Annotated in this window: 27 protein-coding genes and 3 tRNA genes; 9 read left to right on the top strand and 21 right to left on the bottom strand. The window is 74.4% G+C overall.

The window, feature by feature from the left end:
• Positions 1 to 33 precede the first annotated feature (33 nt).
• Positions 34 to 672, top strand: coding sequence for an NAD(P)-dependent oxidoreductase (locus IE326_RS08820; RefSeq protein ID WP_190041214.1), 639 nt, complete (start codon positions 34 to 36; stop codon positions 670 to 672).
• A 7-nt stretch (positions 673 to 679) separates the two neighbouring features.
• Here IE326_RS08820 and IE326_RS08825 read toward each other — a convergent pair whose 3' ends face one another.
• The 6 genes from IE326_RS08825 to IE326_RS08850 all read right to left on the bottom strand — a co-directional run bounded on the left by IE326_RS08825 (position 680) and on the right by IE326_RS08850 (position 3226).
• Positions 680 to 1735 (bottom strand): UDP-N-acetylmuramate dehydrogenase, encoded by a 1056-nt coding sequence (locus IE326_RS08825; protein ID WP_190041215.1) that lies wholly within the window; start codon positions 1733 to 1735, stop codon positions 680 to 682.
• Positions 1736 to 1796: 61 nt separating this feature from the next.
• Positions 1797 to 2225, bottom strand: coding sequence for a MaoC family dehydratase (locus IE326_RS08830; protein ID WP_190041216.1), 429 nt, complete (start codon positions 2223 to 2225; stop codon positions 1797 to 1799).
• A gap of 2 nt (positions 2226 to 2227) precedes the next feature.
• Positions 2228 to 2680, bottom strand: coding sequence for a MaoC family dehydratase N-terminal domain-containing protein (locus IE326_RS08835; protein ID WP_150230695.1), 453 nt, complete (start codon positions 2678 to 2680; stop codon positions 2228 to 2230).
• Between the two features lie 102 nt (positions 2681 to 2782).
• Complete coding sequence (gene rpmG, locus IE326_RS08840) at positions 2783 to 2947, bottom strand: 50S ribosomal protein L33 (protein ID WP_003956487.1); 165 nt, start codon at positions 2945 to 2947, stop codon at positions 2783 to 2785.
• Between the two features lie 89 nt (positions 2948 to 3036).
• Positions 3037 to 3109, bottom strand: a tRNA-Met gene (locus tag IE326_RS08845).
• A gap of 44 nt (positions 3110 to 3153) precedes the next feature.
• Positions 3154 to 3226 (bottom strand) — tRNA-Thr (locus IE326_RS08850).
• Positions 3227 to 3456: 230 nt separating this feature from the next.
• Here IE326_RS08850 and IE326_RS08855 point away from each other — a divergent pair.
• Positions 3457 to 4716, top strand: coding sequence for an amidohydrolase family protein (locus IE326_RS08855; protein ID WP_190041217.1), 1260 nt, complete (start codon positions 3457 to 3459; stop codon positions 4714 to 4716).
• Positions 4717 to 4732: 16 nt separating this feature from the next.
• Entirely contained in the window at positions 4733 to 5389 is a 657-nt protein-coding gene (locus IE326_RS08860; RefSeq protein ID WP_150230692.1) for an SDR family oxidoreductase, read from the top strand.
• Positions 5390 to 5458: 69 nt separating this feature from the next.
• On the opposite strand, the gene IE326_RS08865 is transcribed toward IE326_RS08860, so the two are convergent.
• Positions 5459 to 5540: transfer RNA gene (locus tag IE326_RS08865), tRNA-Tyr, on the bottom strand.
• A gap of 183 nt (positions 5541 to 5723) precedes the next feature.
• On the opposite strand from IE326_RS08865, the gene IE326_RS08870 reads away from it, so the two are divergent.
• The 4 genes from IE326_RS08870 to IE326_RS08885 all read left to right on the top strand — a co-directional run bounded on the left by IE326_RS08870 (position 5724) and on the right by IE326_RS08885 (position 8654).
• Positions 5724 to 6215, top strand: coding sequence for a YajQ family cyclic di-GMP-binding protein (locus IE326_RS08870; protein WP_030757368.1), 492 nt, complete (start codon positions 5724 to 5726; stop codon positions 6213 to 6215).
• Positions 6216 to 6289: 74 nt separating this feature from the next.
• The gene (locus IE326_RS08875) at positions 6290 to 6796 is read left to right on the top strand and encodes a methylated-DNA--[protein]-cysteine S-methyltransferase (RefSeq protein WP_190041218.1); all 507 of its coding nucleotides are present in this window, start codon (positions 6290 to 6292) and stop codon (positions 6794 to 6796) included.
• Complete coding sequence (locus IE326_RS08880; protein ID WP_190041219.1) at positions 6793 to 7419, top strand: alpha-ketoglutarate-dependent dioxygenase AlkB family protein; 627 nt, start codon at positions 6793 to 6795, stop codon at positions 7417 to 7419. Before IE326_RS08875 ends, IE326_RS08880 begins: the two co-directional genes overlap by 4 nt.
• Entirely contained in the window at positions 7416 to 8654 is a 1239-nt protein-coding gene (locus IE326_RS08885; protein WP_190041220.1) for an APC family permease, read from the top strand. The genes IE326_RS08880 and IE326_RS08885 overlap by 4 nt, the downstream gene beginning before the upstream one ends.
• On the opposite strand, the gene IE326_RS08890 is transcribed toward IE326_RS08885, so the two are convergent.
• From IE326_RS08890 to IE326_RS08955, 14 genes are all read right to left on the bottom strand, one after another.
• The gene (locus tag IE326_RS08890) at positions 8620 to 9642 is read right to left on the bottom strand and encodes a hypothetical protein (RefSeq protein WP_190041221.1); all 1023 of its coding nucleotides are present in this window, start codon (positions 9640 to 9642) and stop codon (positions 8620 to 8622) included. The two genes, IE326_RS08885 and IE326_RS08890, sit on opposite strands and share 35 nt — an antisense overlap.
• Before the next feature lie 14 nt (positions 9643 to 9656).
• Entirely contained in the window at positions 9657 to 10055 is a 399-nt protein-coding gene (locus IE326_RS08895) for a YccF domain-containing protein (RefSeq protein ID WP_150230684.1), read from the bottom strand.
• Positions 10052 to 10915, bottom strand: a complete 864-nt coding sequence (htpX, locus tag IE326_RS08900; RefSeq protein ID WP_190041222.1) for a zinc metalloprotease HtpX — start codon at positions 10913 to 10915, stop codon at positions 10052 to 10054. The genes IE326_RS08895 and htpX overlap by 4 nt, the downstream gene beginning before the upstream one ends.
• Positions 10916 to 11070: 155 nt before the next feature.
• Complete coding sequence (gene mscL / locus IE326_RS08905; protein ID WP_150230681.1) at positions 11071 to 11526, bottom strand: large conductance mechanosensitive channel protein MscL; 456 nt, start codon at positions 11524 to 11526, stop codon at positions 11071 to 11073.
• Between the two features lie 29 nt (positions 11527 to 11555).
• Positions 11556 to 13079 (bottom strand): NADH-quinone oxidoreductase subunit N, encoded by a 1524-nt coding sequence (locus IE326_RS08910; RefSeq protein ID WP_150230678.1) that lies wholly within the window; start codon positions 13077 to 13079, stop codon positions 11556 to 11558.
• The gene (locus IE326_RS08915; protein WP_190042186.1) at positions 13079 to 14632 is read right to left on the bottom strand and encodes a complex I subunit 4 family protein; all 1554 of its coding nucleotides are present in this window, start codon (positions 14630 to 14632) and stop codon (positions 13079 to 13081) included. Before IE326_RS08915 ends, IE326_RS08910 begins: the two co-directional genes overlap by 1 nt.
• A gap of 29 nt (positions 14633 to 14661) precedes the next feature.
• Positions 14662 to 16641 (bottom strand): NADH-quinone oxidoreductase subunit 5 family protein, encoded by a 1980-nt coding sequence (locus IE326_RS08920; protein WP_190041223.1) that lies wholly within the window; start codon positions 16639 to 16641, stop codon positions 14662 to 14664.
• Entirely contained in the window at positions 16638 to 16982 is a 345-nt protein-coding gene (gene nuoK / locus IE326_RS08925; RefSeq protein ID WP_190041224.1) for an NADH-quinone oxidoreductase subunit NuoK, read from the bottom strand. The genes IE326_RS08920 and nuoK overlap by 4 nt, the downstream gene beginning before the upstream one ends.
• On the bottom strand, positions 16982 to 17551 hold the full coding sequence (locus IE326_RS08930; RefSeq protein WP_229915253.1) for an NADH-quinone oxidoreductase subunit J family protein: 570 nt from the start codon (positions 17549 to 17551) through the stop codon (positions 16982 to 16984). The genes nuoK and IE326_RS08930 overlap by 1 nt, the downstream gene beginning before the upstream one ends.
• Positions 17548 to 18111: a NuoI/complex I 23 kDa subunit family protein gene (locus tag IE326_RS08935; protein ID WP_150230672.1), complete on the bottom strand. Its 564-nt coding sequence runs from the start codon at positions 18109 to 18111 to the stop codon at positions 17548 to 17550. The genes IE326_RS08930 and IE326_RS08935 overlap by 4 nt, the downstream gene beginning before the upstream one ends.
• The gene (locus IE326_RS08940) at positions 18112 to 19074 is read right to left on the bottom strand and encodes a complex I subunit 1/NuoH family protein (protein ID WP_150230669.1); all 963 of its coding nucleotides are present in this window, start codon (positions 19072 to 19074) and stop codon (positions 18112 to 18114) included.
• A complete protein-coding gene (locus tag IE326_RS08945; RefSeq protein ID WP_190041225.1) occupies positions 19071 to 20396 on the bottom strand; it encodes an NADH-quinone oxidoreductase subunit C in 1326 nt (441 codons plus the stop codon). The genes IE326_RS08940 and IE326_RS08945 overlap by 4 nt, the downstream gene beginning before the upstream one ends.
• Positions 20393 to 20974, bottom strand: a complete 582-nt coding sequence (locus IE326_RS08950) for an NADH-quinone oxidoreductase subunit B (RefSeq protein WP_030761508.1) — start codon at positions 20972 to 20974, stop codon at positions 20393 to 20395. Before IE326_RS08950 ends, IE326_RS08945 begins: the two co-directional genes overlap by 4 nt.
• Entirely contained in the window at positions 20965 to 21357 is a 393-nt protein-coding gene (locus IE326_RS08955; protein WP_030761505.1) for an NADH-quinone oxidoreductase subunit A, read from the bottom strand. The genes IE326_RS08950 and IE326_RS08955 overlap by 10 nt, the downstream gene beginning before the upstream one ends.
• A 164-nt stretch (positions 21358 to 21521) precedes the next feature.
• Between IE326_RS08955 and IE326_RS08960 the strand changes: the two genes are divergently transcribed.
• Positions 21522 to 22787, top strand: a complete 1266-nt coding sequence (locus tag IE326_RS08960; RefSeq protein WP_190041226.1) for a sensor histidine kinase — start codon at positions 21522 to 21524, stop codon at positions 22785 to 22787.
• A 330-nt stretch (positions 22788 to 23117) separates the two neighbouring features.
• Positions 23118 to 24404, top strand: coding sequence for a sensor histidine kinase (locus IE326_RS08965; protein ID WP_150230664.1), 1287 nt, complete (start codon positions 23118 to 23120; stop codon positions 24402 to 24404).
• The last annotated feature ends 83 nt before the right edge of the window (positions 24405 to 24487 follow it).

The raw sequence follows: 24487 nt of genomic DNA on the forward strand, positions 1-24487 counted from the left end.
GAGTGAGTACTCACCCACCCGGGAGGCTGCGTCATGAAGCTCACCGTCTTCGGTGCGACCGGCGGCATCGGTCAGGAGATCGTCCGGCAGGCCCTGGGGGCCGGCCACGAGGTGACGGCGGTCGTGCGGGACCCCGCGCGCCTCGCGGTGGCCGGGGAACGCCTGGTGGTCCACCGCGCCGACCTCGGCGACGCCGAGGCCCTGCGCCCCGCGGTCGCCGGCCGGGACGCGGTGCTCTCGGGCCTGGGCGCCCGCAGCAGGGCGGACGCGGCCGGCGGCATCGCCGCCCGGCTGACCCGCCCGGTGCTGGCCGCGATGGAGGCCGAGGGCGTGCGGCGGCTCGTCGTGGTCAGCGCGGCCCCCGTGGGACCGGCCGCGGCCGGCGAGGGGCTGCTCGACAAGGCCGTCCTCGCGGTGGTCGGCAGCGTCCTGAAGGACGTCTACGCCGACCTGCGGGTCATGGAGTCCGAGCTGGCCGCCGGCGCCGCCGACTGGACCTCCGTCCGCCCGCCCAGGCTGACGAACGGGCCGCTCACCGGCCGCTACCGCACGGTCGTCGGCGGCACCCCGCCCCGCGGCCGCACCCTGGCCCGCGCGGACGCGGCCCACGCGATGCTCGCGGCCCTCGACGACCCGTCGACGGTGCGGCAGGGCGTGGGCGTCGCCTACTGAGGGCGGGTCAGAGCCGGACGCCGATCGTCACCGGCTCGTTGACGAGGGTGACGCCGAAGGCGTCCCGGACGCCGGCGACGACCTCGCGGGCGAGGGCGAGGAGGTCCTCGGTGGTGGCCTCGCCGCGGTTCGTCAGGGCGAGGGTGTGCTTGGTGGAGATGCGGGCGGGACCGGAGCCGTACCCCTTGGTGAAGCCGGCCCTGTCGATGAGCCAGGCGGCGGAGGTCTTGGTGCGGCCCTCCCCCGCCGGGTAGGCGGGCGGCGCGACGTCGGGGCCGAGGCGGTCGGCCACGCGCGTGAGGAAGGTCTCGTACTCGGCCGCCGTGAGGATCGGGTTGGTGAAGAAGGAGCCCGCCGACCAGGTGTCGTGGTCCTCGGGGTCCAGGACCATGCCCTTGCCCGCGCGCAGCCGCAGGACGGTCTCGCGGGCCGTCGCGAGCGGCACCCGGTCGCCGGCCTCCACGCCGAGGGCGCGGGCGGTCTCCGGGTACGCGATCGGCGCCGACATCCCGCCCGCGTCCTCCAGCTCGAAGCGGACCCGCAGCACGACGTACCGCTCGGGGTGCTCCTTGAAGAGGCTGTGCCGGTACGAGAAGGCGCACCGGTCGTTCGTGAGGGTGACGGTCTCCTCGGCGCGGCGGTCGTACGCGACGACCTCGCTGATGGTGGCGGAGACGTCCTGCCCGTACGCGCCGACGTTCTGGATCGGGGTGGCACCGGCCGAACCGGGGATGCCGGCCAGGCACTCGACGCCCGCGAGCCCCGCCTCCACGGTCCGCGCGACCGCGTCCGTCCAGACCTCGCCCGCGGCGAGCTCCAGGCGGGTCCCGTCGAGGGAGAAGCCGGTGGTGGCGATGTGCAGGGCGGTGCCCTCGAAGCCCTTGTCCCCGATGACCAGGTTGGAGCCGCCGCCGATGACGAGCAGCGGGGTCCCGGAGGCGTCGGCCTCGCGGACCGCCGCGATCACCTCGTCGTCGGTGGTGGCCGTGACGAGCCGGGTGGCGGGACCGCCGAGCCGGAAGGTGGTCAGGGGGGCGAGGGGGGCGTCCTTGAGCTGCTGCACGGGCCCAAGAATACGTTTCACGCGCCGAACGAGACGTTCAGCGCGTGAAACGAAGCGGCTGTCACGCCAGCCGGACGACCGCCCGGCTCATCCCCAGCACCTTCTGCCCGGCGCTGGTGGCGGTCAGGTCGACGCGGACGAGGTTGTCGTCCAGCTTGGCGGCGACCTTGGCGGAGACCTCGATCACGGCGCCGACGCCGTCGTCCGGGACGACGACGGGCTTGGTGAAGCGGACGCCGTACTCGACGACGGCGGCGGGGTCGCCCGCCCAGTCGGTGACGACGCGGATCGCCTCGGCCATGGTGAACATGCCGTGGGCGATGACGTCGGGGAGACCGACCTCGACGGCGAACTTCTCGTTCCAGTGGATGGGGTTGAAGTCCCCGGAGGCGCCCGCGTACCGGACGAGGGTGGCGCGGGTCACGGGGAAGGTCTGCGCGGGCAGCTCGGTGCCGGCCTCGACCTCGGAGTAGGCGATCTTCGCGGTCATGGTCAGATCCCCTCGGGGGCGCGGGAGACGAGCTTGGTCCAGGCGGTGACGACGTGCTCGCCGGTCTCGTCGTGGACCTCGCCGCGGATGTCCAGGATGTCGTTGCCGGCCAGCGACTTGATCGCCTCGATGGTGGAGGTGACCGAGAGGCGGTCGCCGGCGCGGACGGGCCGGGTGTAGGCGAACTTCTGGTCGCCGTGGACGACGCGGCTGTAGTCGAGGCCGAGCTGCGGGTCCTCGATGACCTGTCCGGCGGCCTTGAACGTGATGGCGAACACGAAAGTCGGCGGGGCGATCACGTCGGGGTGGCCGAGTTCCTTGGCCGCCTCGGGGTCGGTGTACGCGGGATTCGCGTCGCCGACCGCCTCGGCGAATTCGCGGATCTTCTCGCGGCCGACCTCATAGGCCGGGGTGGGCGGATAGGTCCGGCCCACGAAGGACTGGTCGAGCGCCATGGCCTCGATACCTCCTGCTGGATCTTTTGCCGATAGTGCGGGCGTGCCGGGAAACGCCACGAGGCCGCCCCCTGGTGGGGACGGCCTCGTGAACGAGCCTGATTAGCGCGTCTCGCGGTGCGCGGTGTGCGAGTTGCAGCGGGGGCAGTGCTTCTTCATCTCAAGACGGTCCGGGTTGTTACGCCGGTTCTTCTTGGTGATGTAGTTCCGCTCCTTGCACTCCACGCAGGCCAGCGTGATCTTCGGGCGGACGTCGGTGGCAGCCACGTGAGTGCTCCTTGACGGACGGATGGGATGGATGAACGCATGAAAGAGTAGCCGATCGCAGGACCGACCCCACAATCGGCTACCGTGTGTAGCGGTGACCGGACTTGAACCGGTGACACAGCGATTATGAGCCGCTTGCTCTACCGACTGAGCTACACCGCTTTGATGTTGGTAGCCCCGCCCGGAGGCGGGATTCCCTTCACCAGAGCCCCAATACGGAATCGAACCGTAGACCTTCTCCTTACCATGGAGACGCTCTGCCGACTGAGCTATTGGGGCGAGCGAGGAAGACATTACACGGTCTCCGGCCCATCACCCAAATCCGTTTCGCGGGGGCCTCCGCCGGGGCCTCCCCGGGCGCCCCGTACGCCACTCGTGGACTCATCGGTACGACTATTGCGCTCCTCCTCGAAGGCGGCTCCGGGCGCCCCTAGGCTCTGCCCCACGCTGCGTGAACTCGATCTTGGTGAGCCGGTCGGCGAGCCGGTCGCGAGCCAGGAGGAGCACCGATGTCAGCCGACAGCAAGCAGCCCCGACAGCCCTCCGACGACGGCCGGGGCGCGGCCACCGAGGACGCGCACGCGCTCCTGCTGTCGAACGCGCGGCTGACGGACGGGCGGACCGTGGACGTCCGGCTGGGACGGGGCCGGATCGAGGCCGTCGGCACGGCGGGGAGCCTGAGCACCACGGGCGCCCGGGTGGACCTGACCGGCCACCTGCTGCTGCCCGCGCCGGCCGAGCCGCACGCGCACGCCGACACGGCGCTCTCCGCGGACGGCCCCGGCCCCGTCCCGTACGCCCCCGAGGAGGTGCAGCGGCGGGCCACGGAGGCCGCGCTGCTCCAGCTCGGGCACGGGGCGACGGCGCTGCGGGCGCACGTCGGGATCGGCGGGGTGCACGGGCTGGGGCCGCTGGGTGCGGTGCTCCGGGCCCGGCGCTCGCTGCGCGGCCTGGCGGACCTGACGGCGGTGGCGGTGCCGCGGCTGCTCACCGGGGCGGCGGGCGCGGACGGCCTGGCGATGCTGCGGGACGCGGTGAAGATGGGCGCCGGGGTGGTCGGCGGCCGGCCGGACCTGGACCCGGATCCGGCGGGGTACGTGGAGGCGGTCCTGGAGGTGGCGGCCGAGCACGGGGTGCCGGTGGACCTGCACACGGACGGCGGCGATCCGGCGCGCCTCGCGCGGCTCGCGGCGATGGCCGCGGGGCTGCGGCCCGGGGTGGCGGTCGGGCCGTGCGCGGGGCTCGGGCGGCTGCCGGAGGAGGTGGCGGGCCGGGCGGCGGAGCGGCTGGCGGCGGCCGGGGCGACGGTGGTGTGCCTGCCGCAGGGCGGCTGCGCGGGGACGGAGCTGCGGGGCACGGCGCCGGTGCGGCTGCTGCGGTCGGCGGGGGTGCGGCTCGCGGCGGGCGGCGGGGCGCTGCGGGACGCGGCGAATCCGGTGGGGCGGGGCGATCCGCTGGAGGCGGCCTTCCTGCTGGCCTCGCAGGAGGGGCTGGGGCCGGCCGAGGCGTACGGGGCGGTGTCCGCGCGGGCGCGGGAGGCGATGGGCCTTCCGGAGGTGCGGGTGGAGGCGGGTTTCCCGGCGGAGCTGCTGGCGGTGCGCGGGGAGCGCCTCGCGGGCGTGCTGTCGCTGGCGTACAGCCGGATCGTGGTGCACCGGGGGCGGGTGGTGGCGCGGACGAGCGCGGTGCGGGAGTACTGCGACTCGGCGGCGGCGCTGGACCTGCCGCGGCAGGCGCGGACCGATCCGGGAGGCCCGGCGGCCCGCTGAGCCGTACGGTCGGAGCATGCGCATCGTCATCGCTGGAGGACACGGTCGGATCGCCCTGCGCCTGGAGCGGCTGCTCTCGGCGGGCGGACACGAGGCGGTCGGGTTGATCCGCCGCCCGGAGCAGGCGGAGGACCTGCGGACGGCGGGGGCCGAACCCGTCGTGCTGGATCTGGAGTCGGCGTCGGTGGAGGAGGTCGCGGCGGCCCTGGAGGGCGCGGACGCGGCCGTCTTCGCGGCGGGCGCGGGCCCGGACAGCGGAGCGGCCAGGAAGGACACGGTGGACCGCGGGGCGGCGGTCCTGTTCGCGGACGCGGCGGAGCGGGCGGGGGTGCGGCGCTTCGTGGTCGTCTCGTCGATGGGCGCGGACGCGGACCGTCCGGGCGACGAGGTCTTCGACGCGTACCTGCGGGCGAAGGGCGCCGCGGACGACGCGGTGCGGGCCCGTACGGGCCTGGACTGGACGATCCTGCGCCCCGGGACGCTCCTCGACGACGCCGGCACGGGCCTGGTCCGGCTGGAGGCCCGTACGGGCCGCGGCACGGTCCCCCGGGACGACGTGGCGGCGGTCCTCGCCGAGCTGGTGGAGTCCCCGGGCACGGCCGGCCTGACCCTGGAGCTCGTCACGGGCCCGACGCCGGTGATGGTCGCGGCGAAGGACGTGGCCGGGAACTGACCCGCACGGGGAAAGGCCCCCGGAAACGAGTGAAGGTCCCCGGTGAGAACACCGGGGACCTTCTTCACGTGGCGACGCCAGGATTCGAACCTGGGTAGGCTAAGCCGACGGATTTACAGTCCGCTCCCATTGGCCACTCGGGCACATCGCCATGGGTTCGCTGCCCTGGCCCACCACTTTTCCGCGGTGTTCCCCGGCAACGAGGAAAACAATACCTGATCCCGGGGGGTGGTTCGCCACCGGATTGACCGGCGGGTGATCGGAGCCGGGGGCCGGGGCGCACCCCCTAGGCTTTGGGGGTACCCCACAGCATCCGAGCAAGGAGCCACGAGTCATGGCCGACTCCAGTTTCGACATCGTCTCCAAGGTCGAGCGGCAGGAGGTCGACAACGCCCTCAACCAGGCCGTGAAGGAGATCTCCCAGCGCTACGACTTCAAGGGGACCAACGCCTCGATCTCCTGGTCGGGCGAGAAGATCCTGATGCAGGCGAGCGGTGAGGAGCGCGTCAAGGCGATCCTCGACATCTTCCAGTCCAAGCTGATCAAGCGGGGCATCTCGCTGAAGTCGCTGGAGGTCGAGGGCGAGCCGCAGCTGTCCGGCAAGGAGTACAAGCTCTTCGCCTCGGTCCAGGAGGGCATCTCCCAGGAGAACGCCAAGAAGGTCGCGAAGGCCATCCGGGACGAGGGCCCCAAGGGCGTCAAGGCGCAGGTGCAGGGCGACGAGCTGCGGGTCAGCTCGAAGAGCCGGGACGACCTCCAGGCCGTGCAGGCGCTGCTCAAGGGCAAGGACTTCGACTTCGCGATCCAGTTCGTGAACTACCGCTGACCCTTCGCGGTCCGTCCACGCCCGTGTCCGAAAGCCGCCAGCGTCCGCCCCGGTGGGGCTCGCACACTGGGGGCATGGACGACATCACCGTGTACGCGTACGCCGACGGCCCCCTGGGCGAGATGCTGCTGACCGGGCGGCTCTCGGCGGGGGGCCGTGCCGTGCTCCGGTCGCTCTCGCTGCCCGGGCAGAAGGGCGGCGCGGCGGTCGGGGACGGCTGGGTGCGGGACCAGGGGGCCTTCGCGGAGGCCGCGGGGCAGCTGGAGGAGTACTTCGCCGGGCGGCGGGAGCGGTTCGGGCTGCCGCTGGACCGGGAGGCGGGGACGGAGTTCCAGCGGCGGGTGTGGGCGGCCCTGGAGGAGATCCCGTACGGGGCGACCGTCAGCTACGGGGAGATCGGGCGGCGGGTCGGGGTCGCCGGGGCCGGGGTGCGGGCGGTGGGCACCGCGATCGGGCGCAATCCGCTGCTCGTGGTGCGACCCTGTCACCGGGTGATCGGCGCGGACGGGACCCTGCGGGGGTACGCGGCCGGGCCGGAGCGCAAGCGGTCGCTGCTGGACCTGGAGGGGGCCCTGGCGTGACGGAGGGGCTGTTCCCGCGCGAGCGGGCGGAGCCGGCGCCCGGGGCGGTGCACGTGCCGGGCTGGCTGCCGCTCGGCCGGCAGCGGGAACTGGTCGCAGCCTGCCGGGAGTTCGGGCGCGGGCCGCTGGCGTACCGGCACACCGTGCTGCCCGGCGGGGGCGTGATGTCGGTGCGGTCGCTGTGCCTGGGCCGGACGTGGGTGCCGTACCGCTACCTCGACTCGGTCGTCGTCGAACTGCCGGAGTGGCTGGTCGCGTTGGGGCGGGCGGCGGTGGCGGAGGCGTACGGCTCCGACGGCGGTTTCGCGCCCGACACCGCGCTGGTGAACTTCTACGGCGACGGCGCCCGGATGGGCATGCACCAGGACAAGGAGGAGCGGTCCGGGGCGCCCGTGGTGTCGCTGAGCCTCGGCGACCGGTGCGTCTTCCGGCTGGGCAACTCCGAGGGGCGCGGGCGGCCGTGGACCGACGTGGAGCTGGCGTCCGGGGACCTGTTCGTCTTCGGCCGGGAGTCCCGCTGGGTGTACCACGGCGTGCCGAGGGTGTTTCCTGGGACGGCCGATCCGTCGCTCGGGCTCACCGGGCGGCTCAACATCACCCTGCGGGAGACGGGCCGACCGTGACCACACCACTGCGCCGGTCCCTCGGCGTCCCCGACGCCGTCGTCATCGGGCTCGGCGCCATGGTCGGCGCCGGGATCTTCGCCGCCCTCGCCCCGGCGGCGGGCGCGGCCGGGAGCGCCGCGGGGCTGCTGACCGCGCTCGGCGTCGCCGCGGTGGTGGCGTACTGCAACGCGATGGCCTCGGCCCGGCTCGCCGCGCTGTACCCGGAGTCCGGCGGGACCTATGTGTACGGTCGCGAACGCCTCGGTCCCTTCTGGGGGTACCTGGCGGGGTGGGCCTTCGTGGTGGGCAAGACGGCCTCCTGCGCGGCGATGGCGCTGACCGTGGGCGGCTATCTGTGGCCGGAGCGGGCGCACGCGGTGGCGGTGGCCGCGGTGGTGGCCCTGACGGCCGTGAACTACCGGGGCGTCCAGAAGTCGGCGCTGCTGTCCCGGGTGATCGTGGCGGGTGTCCTGGCGGTGCTCGCGGCGGTCGTCACGGTCTCCTTCGCGGGCGTCCCGGAAGGCGGCCCCGGGCTCGGCGGGGAGGTCGCGGCGGGCGGGGTGCTCCAGGCGGCGGGTTTGCTCTTCTTCGCGTTCGCGGGGTACGCGCGGATCGCGACGCTCGGCGAGGAGGTGCGCGATCCGGCCCGGACGATCCCCCGGGCGGTGCCGCTCGCGCTGGGGATCGCGCTCGTCGTCTACGCCCTCGTGGCGGTGGCCGTGCTGCTCGTCCTCGGGCCGCTCGCGCTCGCCCACTCCCCCGCGCCGCTCGCCGACGCGGTCCGGGCGGCGGGCTCATCCCGGCTGGTGCCGGTGGTGGCGGCGGGGGCCGCAGTGGCGGCGCTGGGCTCGCTGCTCTCGCTGGTCCTCGGGGTGTCCCGTACGACGCTGGCGATGGCCAGGGACGGGTACCTGCCCGCCGGTCTGGCCGCCGTCCACCCCCGCTTCCGGGTGCCGCACCGGGCGGAGCTGGCGGTGGGCGCGGTGGTGGCCGTGGCGGCGGCGACGGCGGACGTGCGGGGCGCCATCGGCTTCTCGTCCTTCGGGGTCCTCGTCTACTACGGGATCGCGAACGCCTCGGCGTGGACGCTGGGCCGCCGCCACCGGCCCCTGGCGGTGCTGGGGCTGGCCGGGTGCGGGGCGCTGGCGGCGGCGCTGCCGCTCGCCTCGGTGCTGGCCGGGGCGGGAGTGCTCGCGGTCGGGGTGGTGGCGTACGCGGTCAGTCGAGGACGACCCGCACCCCCGCGGCCCTGAGGCCGTCCACCCATTCCTGGAAGGTGGCCGGGCGGGGTTCGGCGAGGAGCGGGGTGACGCCGAGGCAGGCGCGGGCGACGTCGGCGTGGTGCCAGACGAGGGTGCGGCCGGACAGTTCCGCGCCGAGGGCCCGCGGGGTGTCGAAGGGATAGGCCAGGCCGGGGCCGTGGACGGCCTCGGTGACGGCGCAGACGAGGGCCTGGGCGTCGGTGACGTCCCGGCCGTCGATCTCGTAGGTGGCACCGGGGGCGGGTTCCGGCAGGTCGTGGGAGCGGCGGGCGGCCTGGCGCAGCCACGCGGCGCGGGCGGGGCCGGTGAAGCGGCGCCAGGTGCCGGGCCCGGGGGGCGTCCGGTGGCGGTGGAAGAGGTCCCAGACCTCGCGGGTCCCCGGCGGGATCAGGCCGGTGCGGGGGAAGGCGAGGGTGAGGTCGAGGAGGCCGCGGTGGAAGCGGGAGGCGCCGACGGCGGTGACCCGGCCGGCCTCCGCCTCGTGCTGGGCGCCGCCCGCCCGGTCGAGGACCTCGTAGCGGACGGGGCCGAAGCCCGTCGCGCCGGCGTCCAGGACGTCACGGAGCGCGCCGCGCGGGGAGCAGCCCAGGAAGGTGACCCGGCCGTGGGTGAGCTCCTCGGGGGGCTCGGGGGAGACCCGGACGAGGTTGCCGCAGGGGACCGCGCCCTGCGCGTCGTGGAGGCGGCGGGGCGGGCCCGCGGACTCGACGGTGACGACGTCGCCGCGGGCGCCGAGGACGCGGACGGCGGTGAGCCGCCAGGCGGCGTCGTGGGTGGCGACGTCGAGGGTGCCGAGCGGGGCGGTGCCCTCGACGATCGCCTGGGTGACGGCGCGGGCCAGTTCGCCGCGCGGTTCGCAGCCGCGCAGTTCGTGGCGGACGCGGGGCGGCGGGGCGGCGTCGCCGTAGAGGCCGCGGACGTCGTGGCAGAGGGCTACGGCGTGGCGGCCGTGGAGCAGGGCGTAGCGCGGGTTCTGCACGGGGGCGGCCGGGGTCAGAAGCCGGGCCGGCCGTACGCCTGGTCGGTGGGGACGATGTCCTTGCCGAGCGGCAGCAGCGAGACGGGGATGAGCTTGAAGTTCGCGATGCCGAGCGGGATGCCGATGATCGTGATGCACAGGGCGATGCCGGTGACGATGTGGCCGATGGCGAGCCACCAGCCGGCGAGGACCAGCCAGAGGACGTTGCCGACGCAGGAGGCGGCTCCTGCGCCGGGCTTGTCGACGACGGTGCGGCCGAAGGGCCAGAGGGCGTAGAGGCCGATGCGGAAGGCGGCGAGGCCGAAGGGGATGCCGATGATCGTGATGCAGAGCAGCACTCCGGCGAGGAGGTAGCCGAGGAACAGCCAGAAGCCGGAGAGCACGAGCCATATGACGTTGAGGACGGTCTTCACGGGCGGCGACCTGCCATCTCTTCGAGGCGAGCGATCCGCTCGGCCATGGGCGGGTGGGTCGAGAACATCTTGGAGAGTCCCCTGCCCGGGCGGAAGGGGTTCGCGATCATCATGTGGCTCGCGGTCTCGATCCGGGGCTCGGGCGGCAGCGGGAGCTGCTTGGTGCCGGCTTCGAGCTTCCTGAGGGCGCTCGCGAGGGCGAGCGGGTCGCCGGTGAGCTGGGCGCCGGAGGCGTCGGCCTCGTACTCGCGGGAGCGGGAGATGGCGAGCTGGATGATCGAGGCGGCGATCGGGCCCAGGATGACGATCAGCAGGTAGCCGAGGAGGCCGGGGCCCTCGTCGTCGTTGGAGCGGCCCACGGGGATCAGCCAGGCGAAGTTGACCAGGAACATCACGACGGAGGCGAGGGCTCCGGCGACCGAGGAGATGAGGATGTCCCGGTTGTAGACGTGGCTCAGCTCGTGGCCGATGACGCCGCGGAGCTCGCGCTCGTCGAGGATCGCGAGGATGCCCTCGGTGCAGCAGACGGCCGCGTTGCGCGGGTTGCGTCCGGTGGCGAAGGCGTTGGGCGCCTGGGTCGGCGAGATGTAGAGGCGGGGCATGGGCTGGCGGGCCTGCGTGGAGAGCTCCCGCACCATCCGGTAGAGGGCGGGGGCCTCGAATTCGCTGACGGGGCGGGCCCTCATGGCCCGCAGTGCCAGTTTGTCGCTGTTCCAGTACGCGTACGCGTTGGTGCCGATCGCGACGACGAGGCCGACGATCAGGCCCGTACGCCCGAAGAAGCTGCCGATGACGATGATGAGGGCCGAGAGCCCTCCGAGGAGTACGGCGGTCCTCAGCCCGTTGTGCCGGCGGTGCACGGTACGCCCTCCAAGTGGTGCGGCAGGGGAACCCTTTGCTTGGTCGTCCACGCGTCCAGTGGACCCTTCCGTACTGGTCAACGCCAGGCGGGAGGCTGCGGTTCCCCCGGCCGCACCGGGAGCATGTTGCGCCGTTCGGGTGATTTCCGGCCGGGTCAGCGGGCGGCGGGGACGGAGAGCTTCTCCAGCTCGGTGGCGACCGGCTCGACCTCGCTGGTGCAGTGGGCGCAGCGGGAGGCGATGGCCGGGATCTCGGTGAAGCAGCGGGGGCAGTCGCGCTTCTCGGCCTTGGGGTCGGCGGCCTCCTCCTTCGCGAACCGCGCCTGGACCTTGGCGAGCGGGGCGACGATCAGGAAGTAGAGGACGGCGGCGGTGATGAGGAACGCGATGGTGGCGGAGATCGCCAGGCCGTAGGGGAAGACGGTCTTGCCGACGTGGAACTGCGCGTCGTTGAAGTTGCCCACGGAGCCGGTGGCGAGACCGATGAGCGGGGTGATGAACGCCTTGCTGAAACCGGTGACGACGGCGGTGAACGCGGTGCCGACGGCCAGTCCGATGGCCATCGAGATGACGTTCCCGCGAAGTATGAAGTCCTTGAATCCGTTCAGCACGGGGTGTTGCTCCTAGGTCACGTGGGGGGTCAGAACAGTGCGGTCGTCGCGAAGCGGAGGGCGAACTGCGGGTAGCCCGACAGGACGGCTCCGGCGGCGGCGGTCAGCACGATCGCCAGGGTGACGGGCGCGGGGGCCCGGTGCCCGGCCTCCGGGGCCGCGTGTTCCGGCGTGCGGAACAGCAGGGCCGTCCACCGCAGGTAGTACGCGAGGCCGATGACGACGTTGACGCCCATGACCACGGCCAGCCAGCCGAGGCCCGCGTCGACGGCCGACGAGAAGACGGTCACCTTGGCGAAGAGGCCGATGATACCCGGGGGCAAACCGGCCAGATTCAGGAGGAAGAAGGCGAGCGCGAGGGCGGCGGCGGGGCCGGTCGCGTAGAGCCCGGTGTGGTCGGAGATCCGCTTGCCGGGGTGCGTGCGGGCGACGAGGGCGACGACCGCGAAGGCGCCGAGGTTCACGACGGCGTACATGAGGGCGTAGGCGACGGTGGCGCCGACCTGGCCGTCGCCGGAGTACGCGGCGGCGGCGATCGGCACCAGGAGGTAGCCGGCCTGGGCGACGGAGGACCAGGCGAGCAGCCGGACCGCGCTGCCCTCGCGGGCGGGGTCCTGCCGCAGGGCGGCGGCGTTGCCCGCGGTCATGGTGAGGGCGGCGAGGACGGCGAGGGCGGGGCCCCAGACGTCGGCGTACGAGGGGAAGGCGACGACCGTCACCAGGATGAGGCCGGTGAGGCCGACGGCCTTGCCGACGACCGACAGGTAGGCGGCGACGGGCAGCGGGGCGCCGGTGTAGGTGTCGGGGACCCAGAAGTGGAAGGGGACGGCGGCGATCTTGAAGGCGAAGCCGACGAGGGTGAGGGCGACGCCGGCCTCGGCGAGGGTCTGGAGCTGCCCGGGGACCTCGCCCTGGCGGGCGGCGATCTCGGTGAGGTGGAGGGTGCCGGTGGCGGCGTAGACGAAGCTCGCGCCGAGGAGGGTGACGGCGGTGGCGGTCACCGAGGAGAGGAAGAACTTGAGGGCGGCCTCGCCGGAGCGGCGGTCGCCGCGCTTGAGGCCGACGAGCGCGAAGGCGGGCAGCGAGGCGACCTCCAGGGCGACCACGAGGGTGGCGAGGTCGCGGGAGGCGGGCAGCAGGGCGGCTCCGGCGGCGGAGGACAGCAGCAGGAACCAGTACTCGCCGGCCGGGAGCTCCTTGCGGGTGGCGGGCAGCGAGAGCAGGGCGGTGAGGAGGGCGCCGCCGAGCACGAGGAGCTGGACGACCAGGGTGAAGTGGTCGGCGGTGTAGCTGCACCCGGCGGTCTGCGCGGCGCTGTCGGCCCGGGCGCCCGCGGTGAGGCAGAAGGTGGCGCGGTCTCCGGCGCGCAGCGGGAGGAGCAGGGCGAGGGCGGCGGCGAGGCCGCCGAGGGAGATCCAGCCGAGGAGCTGCTTGCGCTCCTGCGGGACGAAGAGGTCGGCGACGAGGACGCCGAGGGCGACCAGGGCGGTGAGGGTCGGGGGCGCGATCGTCGCCCAGTCGACGGACTGGACGAGCGAGGTGGTGGCCGACATCACTGGGTGCCTCCCGCGAGGAGCTGCTGGACGGCCGGGTCGGTGAGGCCGAGGAGGACCGCGGGCCAGAGTCCGGCGAGGACGGTGAGGGCGACGAGCGGGGTCCAGGCGGCCAGCTCGTACGGCTGGACGTCGGCGAGCTCCGGTTCCCCGGCGGGCCGGGGGCCGCCCATGCAGACGCGGCGGACCACGATCAGCAGGTACGCGGCGGTGAGCAGGGTGCCGAGGCCGCCGAGGGCCATGAAGACGAGGTACGCGGCCCGGTTCAGGCCCTCGGCCGGGTCGAAGGCGGCGAAGAGGGCGAGCATCTCGCCCCAGAAGCCGGCCAGGCCGGGCAGGCCCAGGGAGGCGACGGCGGCGAAGGCGAGGAGGGCGCCGAGGCGGGGGGCGCGGCCGTAGAGGGCGGCGCCGGTGGCCCCGGCGAGGGTGTCGAGGTCGGCGGTGCCGTAGCGGTCCTTGAGGGCGCCGACGAGGAAGAAGAGGAGGCCGGTGATGAGGCCGTGGGCGATGTTGGCGAAGAGCGCGCCGTTGACCCCGGTGGGGGTCAGGGTGGCGATGCCGAGGAGGACGAAGCCCATGTGGCCGACGGAGGAGTACGCGATGAGCCGCTTGAGGTCGCCCTTGGCGCCGGGCCGCGCGAGGGCGAGGCAGGCCAGCGAGCCGTAGACGATGCCGGCGGCGGCGAAGGCGGCCAGGTAGGGGGCGAGGGCGTGCATGCCGTCGGGGGCGACGGGCAGGGCGATGCGGACGAAGCCGTACGTGCCCATCTTGAGGAGCACGCCGGCGAGGAGGACCGAGCCGACCGTGGGGGCGGCGGTGTGGGCGTCCGGCAGCCAGGAGTGCAGCGGCCACATCGGGGTCTTCACGGCGAGCCCGAGGCCGATCGCGAGGACGGCGGTGACCTGGACCGAGGTGGTCAGGCCGCGGCCGCCCCGGTCGGCGAGCGCGACCATGTCGAAGGTGCCCGCCTTGATGCCGATGAGCAGCAGGCCCAGCAGCATGACCACGGAGCCGAGCAGGGTGTAGAGGACGAACTTCCCGGCGGCGGCCGTGCGGCCCTCGCCGCCCCAGCGGGCGATGAGGAAGTACATCGGGACGAGGACCATCTCGAAGGCGAGGAAGAACAGCACCAGGTCGAGGACGGCGAAGGTGGCGAGGGTGCCCGCCTCCAGGACGAGCAGCAGCGCGACGAACGCCTTCGGCGACGGGCCCGCTGGCGTCTTGAAGTAGCTGTACAGGGCGCAGAGGAAGGTCAGCAGCGCCGTCAGCACCAGGAGCGGCAGGGAGATCCCGTCGACGCCGAGGTGGATCCGCACGTCGAGGGCCCGGATCCAGCCGACGTCGGTGGTGGCCTGCATCCGCGAGGGGTGGTCGTGGTCGAAGCCCAGGGCGAGGACGACCGCCGCCAGGAGGACCACGCCGGTGACGGTGACGCCGTGCCGGAGCACGGCCTGCTCCGGGGACTTCCCCTTCAGGCCGGGCGGGGCGGGCAGGAGCGCGGCGGCGGCGCCGAGCAGCGGCCCGGCGACGACGATCACGAGCAGGGTCTGCATCACGGATTCGCTGATGTCGATCACGGCTGTCACGCTCCGGCGAAGGCGTTGGCGAGGGCGACGGCAGCGATCGCCAGGACGACGGAGCCGGCGAGCAGGGCGCTGAGGTAGGTCTGCACGTTGCCGGTCTGGGCGCGGCGGACGAGCCACCCGAGCCCCTTGGCGGTGCCCGCGGCACCGCGCACGTAGGTGTCGACGACCTCGCGGTCCAGGAAGCGGACCAGGGAGGCGGCGGCGAGCACCGGGCGGACGAAGGCCCTGGCGTAGAGGGCGTCCAGGCGGAAGCCGTCGGCGGCCGGGCCGTGCAGCGGCCCGAGGAGGGCGCGGCCGGGGTCGGCCGGGTCCTCGGCGGGGTGCGGCAGGTGCAGCGCCTCGGCCTCGACCAGGCCCGCGTCGGCGTCCGGGTGGGCGACGTGCGGGGCCGGGGCGGCGGGTACGGCCCGGGCGGCGAGGGTGCGCCAGACGGCGTAGGTGACGGCGCCGCCGGCGACGGCGAGGCCGGTGCCGAGGACGGCGGTGGTGAGGGTCGGGGTGAGCGGCTCGCCGTCGAACCAGTCGTCCAGGACGAAGGCGCCGAGGCCGAAGCCGAGGGACGGGACCGCGAGGACCCACAGGACGCTCGTCATGGCGATCGGCTGGCGGCCGTGGTCGGGGGCCTCGGCGCCCCGGCCGCGGAAGGCGCGCAGCCAGAGGCGGAGCGCGTACGCGGCGGTGAGGAGCGCGGTCAGCAGGCCCGCGGCGAGGACGGTCCAGCCGGCCCCGGCGGGGACGCCGGGCCGGTCGCCGAGCGCGGTGTGCTCGGCGGCGACGAGGACGGCCTCCTTGGAGAAGAAGCCGGCGAAGGGCGGGATCGCGGCGAGCGCGAGGAGGGCGACGGTCATCGTCCAGTACGCGTCGGGGATCCGCTTCGCCAGGCCGCCCGTCCGGGACATGGCGGTGAGCGAGTTGGTGCCGGCGGCGTGGATGACCGCGCCCGCGGCGAGGAAGAGCAGCGCCTTGAAGGCGGCGTGGGACAGGAGGTGGAAAAGGGCGGCGCCCCGGTCGCCGACGGCGAGCGCGCCCGCCATGTAGCCGAGCTGGCCGATCGTCGAGTAGGCGAGGACCCGCTTGATGTCGTCCTGGGCGAGCGCGGCGAGCGCCGAGCCGACCATGGTGACCGCCGCCGTCACGGCGAGCACGGTCAGCGCGGCGGCGGAGGCGGCGAACACCGGCAGGAGCCGGGCGACGAAGTAGATGCCGGCGGCGACCATGGTGGCCGCGTGGATGAGCGCGGAGACCGGCGTCGGGCCGGCCATGGCGTCGGGGAGCCAGGTGTGCAGCGGGAACTGCGCGGACTTGCCCGCGACGCCCGCGAGGAGCAGCAGCGCCACCACGGTGGGGTGGTCGAGGCCGCCGCTGGCGACGGTGGCGAGGATGCCGTCGATGCGGAAGGTGCCCGCGTCGGCGGCGAGCGCGAAGAGCCCGAAGAGGAAGGGCACGTCGCCGAGCTTGGTGACGAGGAACGCCTTCAGGGAGGCGGAGCGCGCCTCGGGGGTCTCCCAGTGGTGCCCGACGAGGAAGTACGAGCAGATGCCCATGATCTCCCAGCCGACCAGCAGGACCATCAGGTCGCCGGAGTAGACGACGAGGAGCATCGCGGCGGTGAAGAGGGAGACGAGGGCCGCGTACGAGGGGTAGCGCGGGTCGTCGCGGAGGTAGCCGGTCGAGTAGATCTGCACGCAGCTCGCGACCACGCCGACGAGGACGGCGACGAGCGCCGCGAAGCCGTCGATGTGGAGGCCCAGGGTGAGGGGGACGGAGCCGGTGGGGGTGAGCTCGGTGCTCGCCTCGATCACCGTGTTCCCGCCCTGGCGGACGGCGACGAGGACGGCGAGGACGGCGGCGGCGAGCGTCGGCAGGACGGCGAGCGGACGGACGAAGCCGGGGGCGGTGCGGCCGACCGCCAGGCCGGCGGCGGCACCGAGGAAGGGCAGGAGGGGGACGAGGACGGCGAGGGTCGTGGTGGTCACGCGGCGGCCTCGGCCTTCTCGTCGGTGCCCCGCGGGGCCTCCGCCGTGTCGCGGAGGCGGTCGACGTCGGCCGTGCCCCGGTTGCGGTACACCATCAGGACGATGGCGAGGCCGATGCCGATCTCGGCGGCGGCGACGGCGATGGTGAAGAGGGTGAGGGCCTGGCCGGCGTGGAGGGCGTCGCGGAGCCAGACGTCGAAGGCGACCAGGTTGAGGTTGACGGCGTTGAGCATCAGCTCGAGCGACATCAGGACCAGGATCGCGTTGCGGCGGGCGAGGACGCCGTACAGGCCGACGCAGAACAGGAGCGCGGCGAGGACGGCGGGGTAGGCGAGGTGCATCAGTCCCGCTCCCCTTCCGGCTTCTTGCGGGACAGGACGATGGCGCCGACCAGGGCGGCGAGCAGCAGCACGGAGAGCGCCTCGAAGGGCAGCACCCAGTGCCGGAAGAGGATCTCGCCGGTCACCCCGGTGGTGCCCCGCGCGGGCCCGTCCAGCTCGATCCAGGTGGTGCGGAAGGCGTCGGCGACCACCCAGACGAGGGCCGCGGCGGCGGCGGTCGCCACGGCGAGGGCGACCGGCCGGTTGGCCGAGTCGGCGTCCGGGGAGCGGCCGATGGGGGCCTTGGTGAGCATGAGGCCGAAGAGGAGGAGGACGACGACCGAGCCGACGTAGATCAGGACCTGGACCCAGGCGATGAACTCGGCGGTCAGGAGGAGGTACTCGACGGCCAGTCCGCCGAGCGCGACCACCAGCCACAGGGCGGCGTGCACCAGCTGCTTCGTGGTGACGGAGACGACGGCGGCGCCGAGGGTGACGAGGCCGACGAGGAGGAAGGCGACCTCGACGCCGGAGGGCGAGAGGAAGCCGGGGCTCTGGGCGGTCTGGGCCGCCTGGGCTGCCAGGTTCACTGCGGGCCCTCCTGCTGCTGGGCGGCCTGGGCCGCCGCGGTGGCGGCCTTCTCGGCGGCCTTGCGGGCGGCGGCGATCTCCTTGGGCTCCTCGGCCGCCGGGTCGAGCGCGGGCGGCTCGGGGACGGTCCACATCCACTCGCGGAGCTTGTCGCGCTCGTGGGTCAGCTCGTGGATGTCGGTCTCGGCGTACTCGAACTCCGGCGACCAGAAGAGGGCGTCGAAGGGGCACACCTCGATGCAGATCCCGCAGTACATGCAGAGGGAGAAGTCGATGGCGAAGCGGTCGAGGACGTTGCGGCTGCGCTCGCGGCCGCCGGGGGCGGCGGCCGGGACGGTCTCCTTGTGGGAGTCGATGTAGATGCACCAGTCGGGGCACTCGCGGGCGCACAGCATGCAGACCGTGCAGTTCTCCTCGAACAGCGCGATCACCCCGCGCGAGCGGGGCGGCAGCTCGGGCTGCGCGTCCGGGTACTGCGCGGTGACCGACGTGCGGGTCATCGTGCGGAGGGTGACGGCGAGGCCCTTGGCGAGGCCGGAGCCGGGGATCTTCGGGGACATCTAGCTGATCGCCACCTTCACGATGCCGGTGAGCGCGATCTGCGCGAGGGCGAGCGGGACGAGGGTCGTCCAGGCGAGCTTCTGGAGCTGGTCCTCGCGCAGGCGCGGGTAGGAGACCCGCAGCCAGATCACGACGAAGGCCAGGGCCGCCGTCTTCAGGAGGGTCCAGACCCAGCCGAGGCCGTCCGCGCCCCAGGGGCCGTGCCAGCCGCCGAGGAAGAGGACGGTGGTGAGGCCGCAGAGGACGACGATGCCCGCGTACTCGGCGAGCAGGAAGAGCGCGAAGCGGAGGCCGGTGTACTCGGTGTACGCGCCGAAGATGATCTCCGAGTCGGCCACCGGCATGTCGAACGGGGGCCGCTGGAGCTCGGCGAGGCCCGCGACGAAGAAGACGAGCGCGCCGACGATCTGCCACGGCACCCACCACCACTCGAAGGCGTCGAGGACGCCGGTGAGGGAGACGGTGCCGGCCGCCATCGCGACGGACGCGGCGGCGAGCAGCATCGGCAGCTCGTAGGCGAGCAGCTGGGCGGCCGTGCGCAGACCGCCGAGCAGCGAGAACTTGTTCGCGGACGCCCAGCCGGCCATCAGGCTGCCGAGGACGCCGACGCCCATGACGGCGAGCGCGAAGAAGATCCCCGCGTCGACGACCGCGCCCACGGAGCCGGGTGCGACCGGGATCGCGACGAGGACGAGGAGGTACGGGAGGAGGGCGACGGCCGGCGCGAGCTGGAAGACCCGCCGGTCCGCGTCCTTCGGGACGACGTCCTCCTTCTGCGCGAACTTCACGCCGTCCGCGACGAGCTGGGCCCAGCCGTGGAAGCCGCCGGCGTACATGGGCCCGAGGCGGCCCTGCATGTGGGCCATGACCTTGTGCTCGGTCTGTCCGACGACGAGCGGCAGCACGAGGAACGCGACGAAGACGAGCAGCAACCGGACGGCGACGTCGAGTGCGTCGTTCACGCGGGATCGCCTCCGGCGGGGTCGGGGTGGGTGTCGGGGTCGGGTCCGGGGTGGGTGCCGGGGTCCCGGTCGGGCTCGGCGCCGGGCTCGGGCGCGGCGGGTTTCGCGTCCGGTACGGGGTCGGTGCCGGGTTTCGCGTCCGGCGCGGGGCCGTCCGCCGGGGGCTCGTCCTCGGGCGCGGCCGGTTCCGGGGTCTCGTCGAACGCAGGGCGGGCGTGGTGCCAGGGGGCGTCCGAGCTGCGGGTGCGCGGGGGCGGCGCGGGGGCCGCGGGCGTCCCGCCGTCCGGGGCCGCCTGGCTCGCGGAGCCCTGGCTCGCGGAGCGCATGCGGCGCGGGGCGGCGGGGGCCGCCGACGCCTCGGGGGCCGCCGGGGTCGCCGGGGGCGGCGGGGTCTGGCTCGCGGAGCCTTCCGAGGCGGAGCGGGTGCGGCGGGGCGGGCGGGCGCCGGGGGCCGGGGGCTCCTGGGACGCCGGGGTCTCCGGGGCCGTCTGGCTCGCCGAGCCCTGGGAGGCGGAGCGGGTGCGGCGCGGTGAGGCGGCGGCGGCTTCCGGGGTTCCGGGGGAGGCCGGGGTCTCGGGGGAGGCCGGGGGCGTCTGGCTCGCCGAGCCCTCGGAGACGGAGCGGGTGCGGCGGGGCGGGGCCGCCGGGGCGTCCTGGCCCGCGGAGCCTTCCGCCGCCGTGCGGGTGCGGCGGGGGCGGTCGGCGGCGCCGCGGGTGGGGCGCTCGGGGGCCGGGGGGAGCTGGCCCTTGAGGGGGCCCCACTCGTTGGGGTCGGGGACGCCGGGCGGGAGCATCTGGCGGCGCTTGGGGCCGCCGTCGTGGGACTCGCCCGGCTCCTTCGCGCCGGGCCACGCCTTGGCGACGCGGGCGGCGAGGACGAAGTCCTTGCGGAGGGGGTGGCCCTCGAAGTTCTCGGGGAGGAGCAGGGGGGTGAGGTTCGGGTGGCCCTCGAAGGCCACGCCGAACATCTCGTGCGTCTCGCGCTCGTGCCAGGCCGCGCCCGGGTAGACGGGGATGGCGGTCGGCAGCGACGGGGCCCCGTGGGGGACCGTCGTGCGGAGCAGGAGGCGGCGGGGGGCGCCGTCGCCGACGGCCGCGACGTGGGCGCAGACCAGGAAGCCGGTGCCGGGCTCGTCGACGGCGCTCAGCCAGTCGAAGTAGGTGCACCCGAGGGTGTCGCGGGCCGTGCGGAGCGCGTCGGTCCAGGCGGCCGGCGGGACGTCGACGGTCAGGAGGTCGTACGCGTGCCCGGCGGTGGCCTCCGGGCCGAAGACGTCCGTCACCGCGTCCGGGAGGGTCGCGTACAGGTCGTCGGCGCTCATGCCTCGGCTCCCGGGGGCGTGACGAGGGGGCTGGTCAGCTGGGCGACGGTCGCGCCGGAGCCGTACCGCTCGCCCAGGTTCTCGCGGGCGATCTTCTCCTGGAGCTTGAGGATGCCCTGGAGGAGCGCCTCGGGGCGGGGCGGGCAGCCGGGGACGTACACGTCGACGGGGATGATCTGGTCGACGCCCTTGGTGACGGAGTACGAGTCCCAGTACGGGCCGCCGCAGTTGGAGCAGGCGCCGAAGGAGATCACGTACTTCGGCTCGGGCATCTGCTCGTAGAGCCGCTTCACCGCCGGGGCCATCTTGTCCGTCACCGTGCCGGAGACGATCATCAGGTCGGCCTGGCGGGGGCCGGGCGCGAAGGGGATCACGCCGAGCCGGATGAAGTCGTGGCGGGCCATCGACGCGGCGATGAACTCGATCGCGCAGCAGGCGAGGCCGAAGTTGAAGACCCACAGGCTGTAGCGGCGGCCCCAGTTGAGGACCACCTTCATGGGTTCGGGGGCCAGCCGGGAGAGCGTCCCGAGCTTCGGGGCGGGCAGGGGCACGGCGCCCCCTTCGGGTGTTACGCCCATGTCAGGACGCCCTTCTTGTACGCGTAGAGCAGCCCGACGGCCAGGAAGCCGAGGAAGACGAACATCTCGACGAGGGTGGTGGCGCCGTAGCCGGGCGCGGCGAAGACCGTCGCCCAGGGGAAGAGGAAGACGGAGTCCACGGCGAAGATCACGTAGAGGAAGGCGTAGACGTAGTAGCGGACCTGGGTGTGGGCCCAGCCCTCCCCCACCGGGTCGACGCCGCACTCGTAGGTGAGGAGCTTCTCCGGGGTCGGCACGACGGGCCGGAGCAGCCGCCCGGCTCCGAAGGCGACCGCCACGAAGAGGACGCCGACGACGGCGAGCAGGCCGACGACGGAGTACGTATCGAAATGGTCCGCCGCGATTACGGTCGGTGCGCGCACGTCCGCCCCTCGGTCCCTCGCTGCCGTTTTTACGGACGCGAGTCTAGGCCCTGCCCCAGGCCCGGCTAAAAGGAGCGTAAGCAGGCGCGGGTGGGGTTATCCCCCGGGCCCGACACCCACCTCCCCCATGGCCCCGAGGGGGTGGGGGACGGCAGGCTGGGGACATGACCGCCGATCACCGCCTCGCCCCCTCCTCCCGCACGGGGGAGCCCCGCACGGGCCTCCGTGCGGACCCCCCGGGGGACTCCCCCGACGTGCTCGCGCCCGCTTCGGCTTCCGCTTCGGCTTCGGCTTCCGCGCCCGCGCGGCGGCGGACCGCGTACGGGAAGGAGACCTGGGGGGAGATCGCCTTCCTCCTGCTCGACCTGCCCGCCGCCCTCGTGGGCTTCGTCTACGCGGTGACCACCGTGTCCGTCGGCGCCGCCCTGTCCGTCACCGTGATCGGCCTGCCGCTGCTGGCGGCCGGGCTCGCGGGGGTGCGCGGGATCGGCCGGTCCGAGCGGGCGCGGGCGCGGCGGCTGCTCGACCTGGACGTCGCCGAGCCCTCGCGGCTGCCGCGCGCGGGCGGGGCGCTGCCCTGGCTGTGGACGCGGCTGACGGACCCGGTGGCCTGGCGGACCCAGCTGTACGGGCTGATCCGGCTGCCGTGGGGCGTGTTCGCCTTCTCCGTGACGCTGGTGTCCCTGGTGGCGCTGTGGCCGGTGCTGCCGTTCATCGCGCGGGGCCTGGCGGCGGCCGACCGGGCCATGGTGCGGGGGCTGCTCTCGCCCTCGGACGAGCTGGAGCGGCGGATCGTCGAGCTGGAGTCGGACCGGGGCGTGGTCGTGGACACGGCGGCGGCGGACCTGCGGCGGATCGAGCGGGACCTGCACGACGGGGCGCAGGCGCGGCTCGTGGCGCTCGCGATGGGCCTGGGCCTGGCGAAGGAGAAGCTGCACGAGGACCCGGAGGCGGCGGCGGCGATGGTCGCGGAGGCGCACGGCGAGGTGAAGCTGGCCCTCCAGGAGCTGCGGGACCTGGCGCGGGGCATCCACCCGGCGGTGCTGACCGACCGGGGGCTCGACGCGGCCCTGTCCTCGCTGGCGGGCCGGTGCACGGTGCCGGTGGCGGTGTCGGTGGACCTGGGCGAGCGGCCCGCGGAGGCGATCGAGGGGATCGCGTACTTCACCGTCTCGGAGCTGCTCCAGAACGTGTCCAAGCACGCGCGGGCGCGGACCGCGTCGGTGGAGGTGTGGCGGACGGAGGACCGGCTGCTGCTCCAGGTCCGGGACGACGGGCGGGGCGGGGCGCGGCTCGACGGCTCCGGGACGGGCCTCGCGGGGCTCGCGGAGCGGCTCGGCGCGGTCGACGGACTGCTGGTGGTGGACTCCCCCGAGGGCGGTCCGACGACGATCACGGCGGAGCTGCCGTGGCGGGCGCGGCCGGCCTGAGGCGGGCTGAGGAAAGGCGGGAGGGCCCGTCCCCGGACCTGTGTCCGGGGACGGGCCCTCCGTCGTGCACGGGGGCCCGGGGCGGCGGAGGGCGGGGCGGCGCGCGGGGTGGCGCGGGGCGGGGGCGGGCGCGCTGACGCGGCGCGGGCGCGGGGCGACGCGGCGCGGGCGCGGGGCGACGCGGCGCGGGCGCGGGGCGACGCGGCGCGGGCGCGGGGTGGGGTTATCCCCCCTCGGGAGACGCCGACCCGCCTCATGGTGCCGAGGGGGGTCCGGGCGGAAACCTGGGGTCGTACGCACCGGAACCCCGACCTGCGAAGGACGCCCCCGATGGATTCGCCGCTCGTTCCCTCCGCGCTCCGCGCCCCCTTCCAGGGGCGCACCTGGCGGGCCTTCCTCTTCACGCTGGTGGGGCTGCCGCTGAGCGTGCTCGCGTTCTCGCTCGCCGTGTCGCTGACCTCTCTCGGGGTCGGGCTGCTGATCACCTTCCTGGGGATCCCGGTGCTGGCCGTGTCGCTGGCCGTGTCCCGGGGGCTCGGGGCGGTGGAGCGGGCCCGGGTGCGGGGGCTGCTGGGCGTGGACGTGCCGGCTCCCGCGCCGGTGCGGGGGCGGACCGGCGGGGCGTTCTCGTGGATGACGGCGATGCTGCGGAGCGGGGCCTCGTGGCGGCACCTGCTGTACGCGTTCGCGCACTTCCCGTGGGCGGTGTTCTCGTTCTCGGTGTCGGTGTCCTTCTTCACGTGGGGCTGGGGGCTGTTCACGTATCCGGTGTGGCGGTGGGTCTTCCCGGCGTACCTCGGGCAGGACGGGATCCAGCTGTACGGGGACGAGACCCGCGCCCTGTACGTCGACTCGCCCTTCGAGGTGGGCGCCGCCTGTCTGGTGGGGCTGGTCTTCGTGCTGCTGTGGCCGCCGCTGCTGCGGGGGCTGACGGCGGTGGACCGGCTGCTGGTGACGGGGCTGCTCGGGCCGGGGCGGCTCGCGCGGCGGGTGACGGAGCTGGAGTCGGACCGGGGCGTGGCCGTGGACACGGCGGCGGCGGACCTGCGGCGGATCGAGCGGGAGCTGCACGACGGGCCGCAGGCGCGGCTGGCGTCGCTGGCGATGGACCTGGGGCTCGCGAAGGAGAAGCTGGCCGGGGACCCGGAGGCGGCGGCGGTGCTGGTGGACGAGGCGCACGGCGAGGTGAAGCTGGCACTGAAGGAGCTGCGGGACCTGGCTCGGGGCATCCACCCGGCGGTGCTGACCGACCGGGGGCTCGACGCGGCCCTGTCGTCGGTGGCGGGCCGGTCCGCGGTGCCGGTGGCGGTGACGGTGGACCTGCCGGGGCGGCCGGTGGCGGCGATCGAGGGCCTGGCCTACTTCACGGTGGTGGAGCTGCTGCGGAACGTGTCGGAGCACGCGCGGGCGCGGCGGGCCTCGGTGGACGTGTGGCGGTCGGAGGACCGGCTGATGCTCCAGGTCCGGGACGACGGCGCGGGCGGCGCGGACCCGGCGCGGGGCCGGGGTCTCGCGGGGCTCGCGGAGCGGCTGCGGTCGGTGGACGGGGTGCTGGCGGTGGATTCGCCGGAGGGCGGTCCGACGACGGTGACGGCCGAGCTGCCCTGGCGTGCCTGAGGCGCCCCGTCTCCTCCGGGGGCTTTCCTGCGATGCTGGCCGGGCGCGGCCGGCCGGGTCGCGCGAAGGCCGAGGAGCAGGGA

Source organism: Streptomyces filamentosus (assembly GCF_014654895.1).
GTDB lineage: Bacteria > Actinomycetota > Actinomycetes > Streptomycetales > Streptomycetaceae > Streptomyces > Streptomyces filamentosus.

Coding starts and splice junctions, on each gene's coding strand:
- IE326_RS08820 (WP_190041214.1), top strand. CDS start 34: ATGAAGCTCACCGTCTTCGGTGCGACCGGCGGCATCGGTCAGGAGATC.
- IE326_RS08830 (WP_190041216.1), bottom strand. CDS start 2,225: ATGACCGCGAAGATCGCCTACTCCGAGGTCGAGGCCGGCACCGAGCTG.
- IE326_RS08835 (WP_150230695.1), bottom strand. CDS start 2,680: ATGGCGCTCGACCAGTCCTTCGTGGGCCGGACCTATCCGCCCACCCCG.
- IE326_RS08855 (WP_190041217.1), top strand. CDS start 3,457: ATGTCAGCCGACAGCAAGCAGCCCCGACAGCCCTCCGACGACGGCCGG.
- IE326_RS08860 (WP_150230692.1), top strand. CDS start 4,733: ATGCGCATCGTCATCGCTGGAGGACACGGTCGGATCGCCCTGCGCCTG.
- IE326_RS08870 (WP_030757368.1), top strand. CDS start 5,724: ATGGCCGACTCCAGTTTCGACATCGTCTCCAAGGTCGAGCGGCAGGAG.
- IE326_RS08875 (WP_190041218.1), top strand. CDS start 6,290: ATGGACGACATCACCGTGTACGCGTACGCCGACGGCCCCCTGGGCGAG.
- IE326_RS08910 (WP_150230678.1), bottom strand. CDS start 13,079: ATGTCGGCCACCACCTCGCTCGTCCAGTCCGTCGACTGGGCGACGATC.
- IE326_RS08915 (WP_190042186.1), bottom strand. CDS start 14,632: ATGCAGACCCTGCTCGTGATCGTCGTCGCCGGGCCGCTGCTCGGCGCC.
- nuoK (WP_190041224.1), bottom strand. CDS start 16,982: ATGCACCTCGCCTACCCCGCCGTCCTCGCCGCGCTCCTGTTCTGCGTC.
- IE326_RS08935 (WP_150230672.1), bottom strand. CDS start 18,111: ATGTCCCCGAAGATCCCCGGCTCCGGCCTCGCCAAGGGCCTCGCCGTC.
- IE326_RS08945 (WP_190041225.1), bottom strand. CDS start 20,396: ATGAGCGCCGACGACCTGTACGCGACCCTCCCGGACGCGGTGACGGAC.
- IE326_RS08950 (WP_030761508.1), bottom strand. CDS start 20,974: ATGGGCGTAACACCCGAAGGGGGCGCCGTGCCCCTGCCCGCCCCGAAG.
- IE326_RS08960 (WP_190041226.1), top strand. CDS start 21,522: ATGACCGCCGATCACCGCCTCGCCCCCTCCTCCCGCACGGGGGAGCCC.
- IE326_RS08965 (WP_150230664.1), top strand. CDS start 23,118: ATGGATTCGCCGCTCGTTCCCTCCGCGCTCCGCGCCCCCTTCCAGGGG.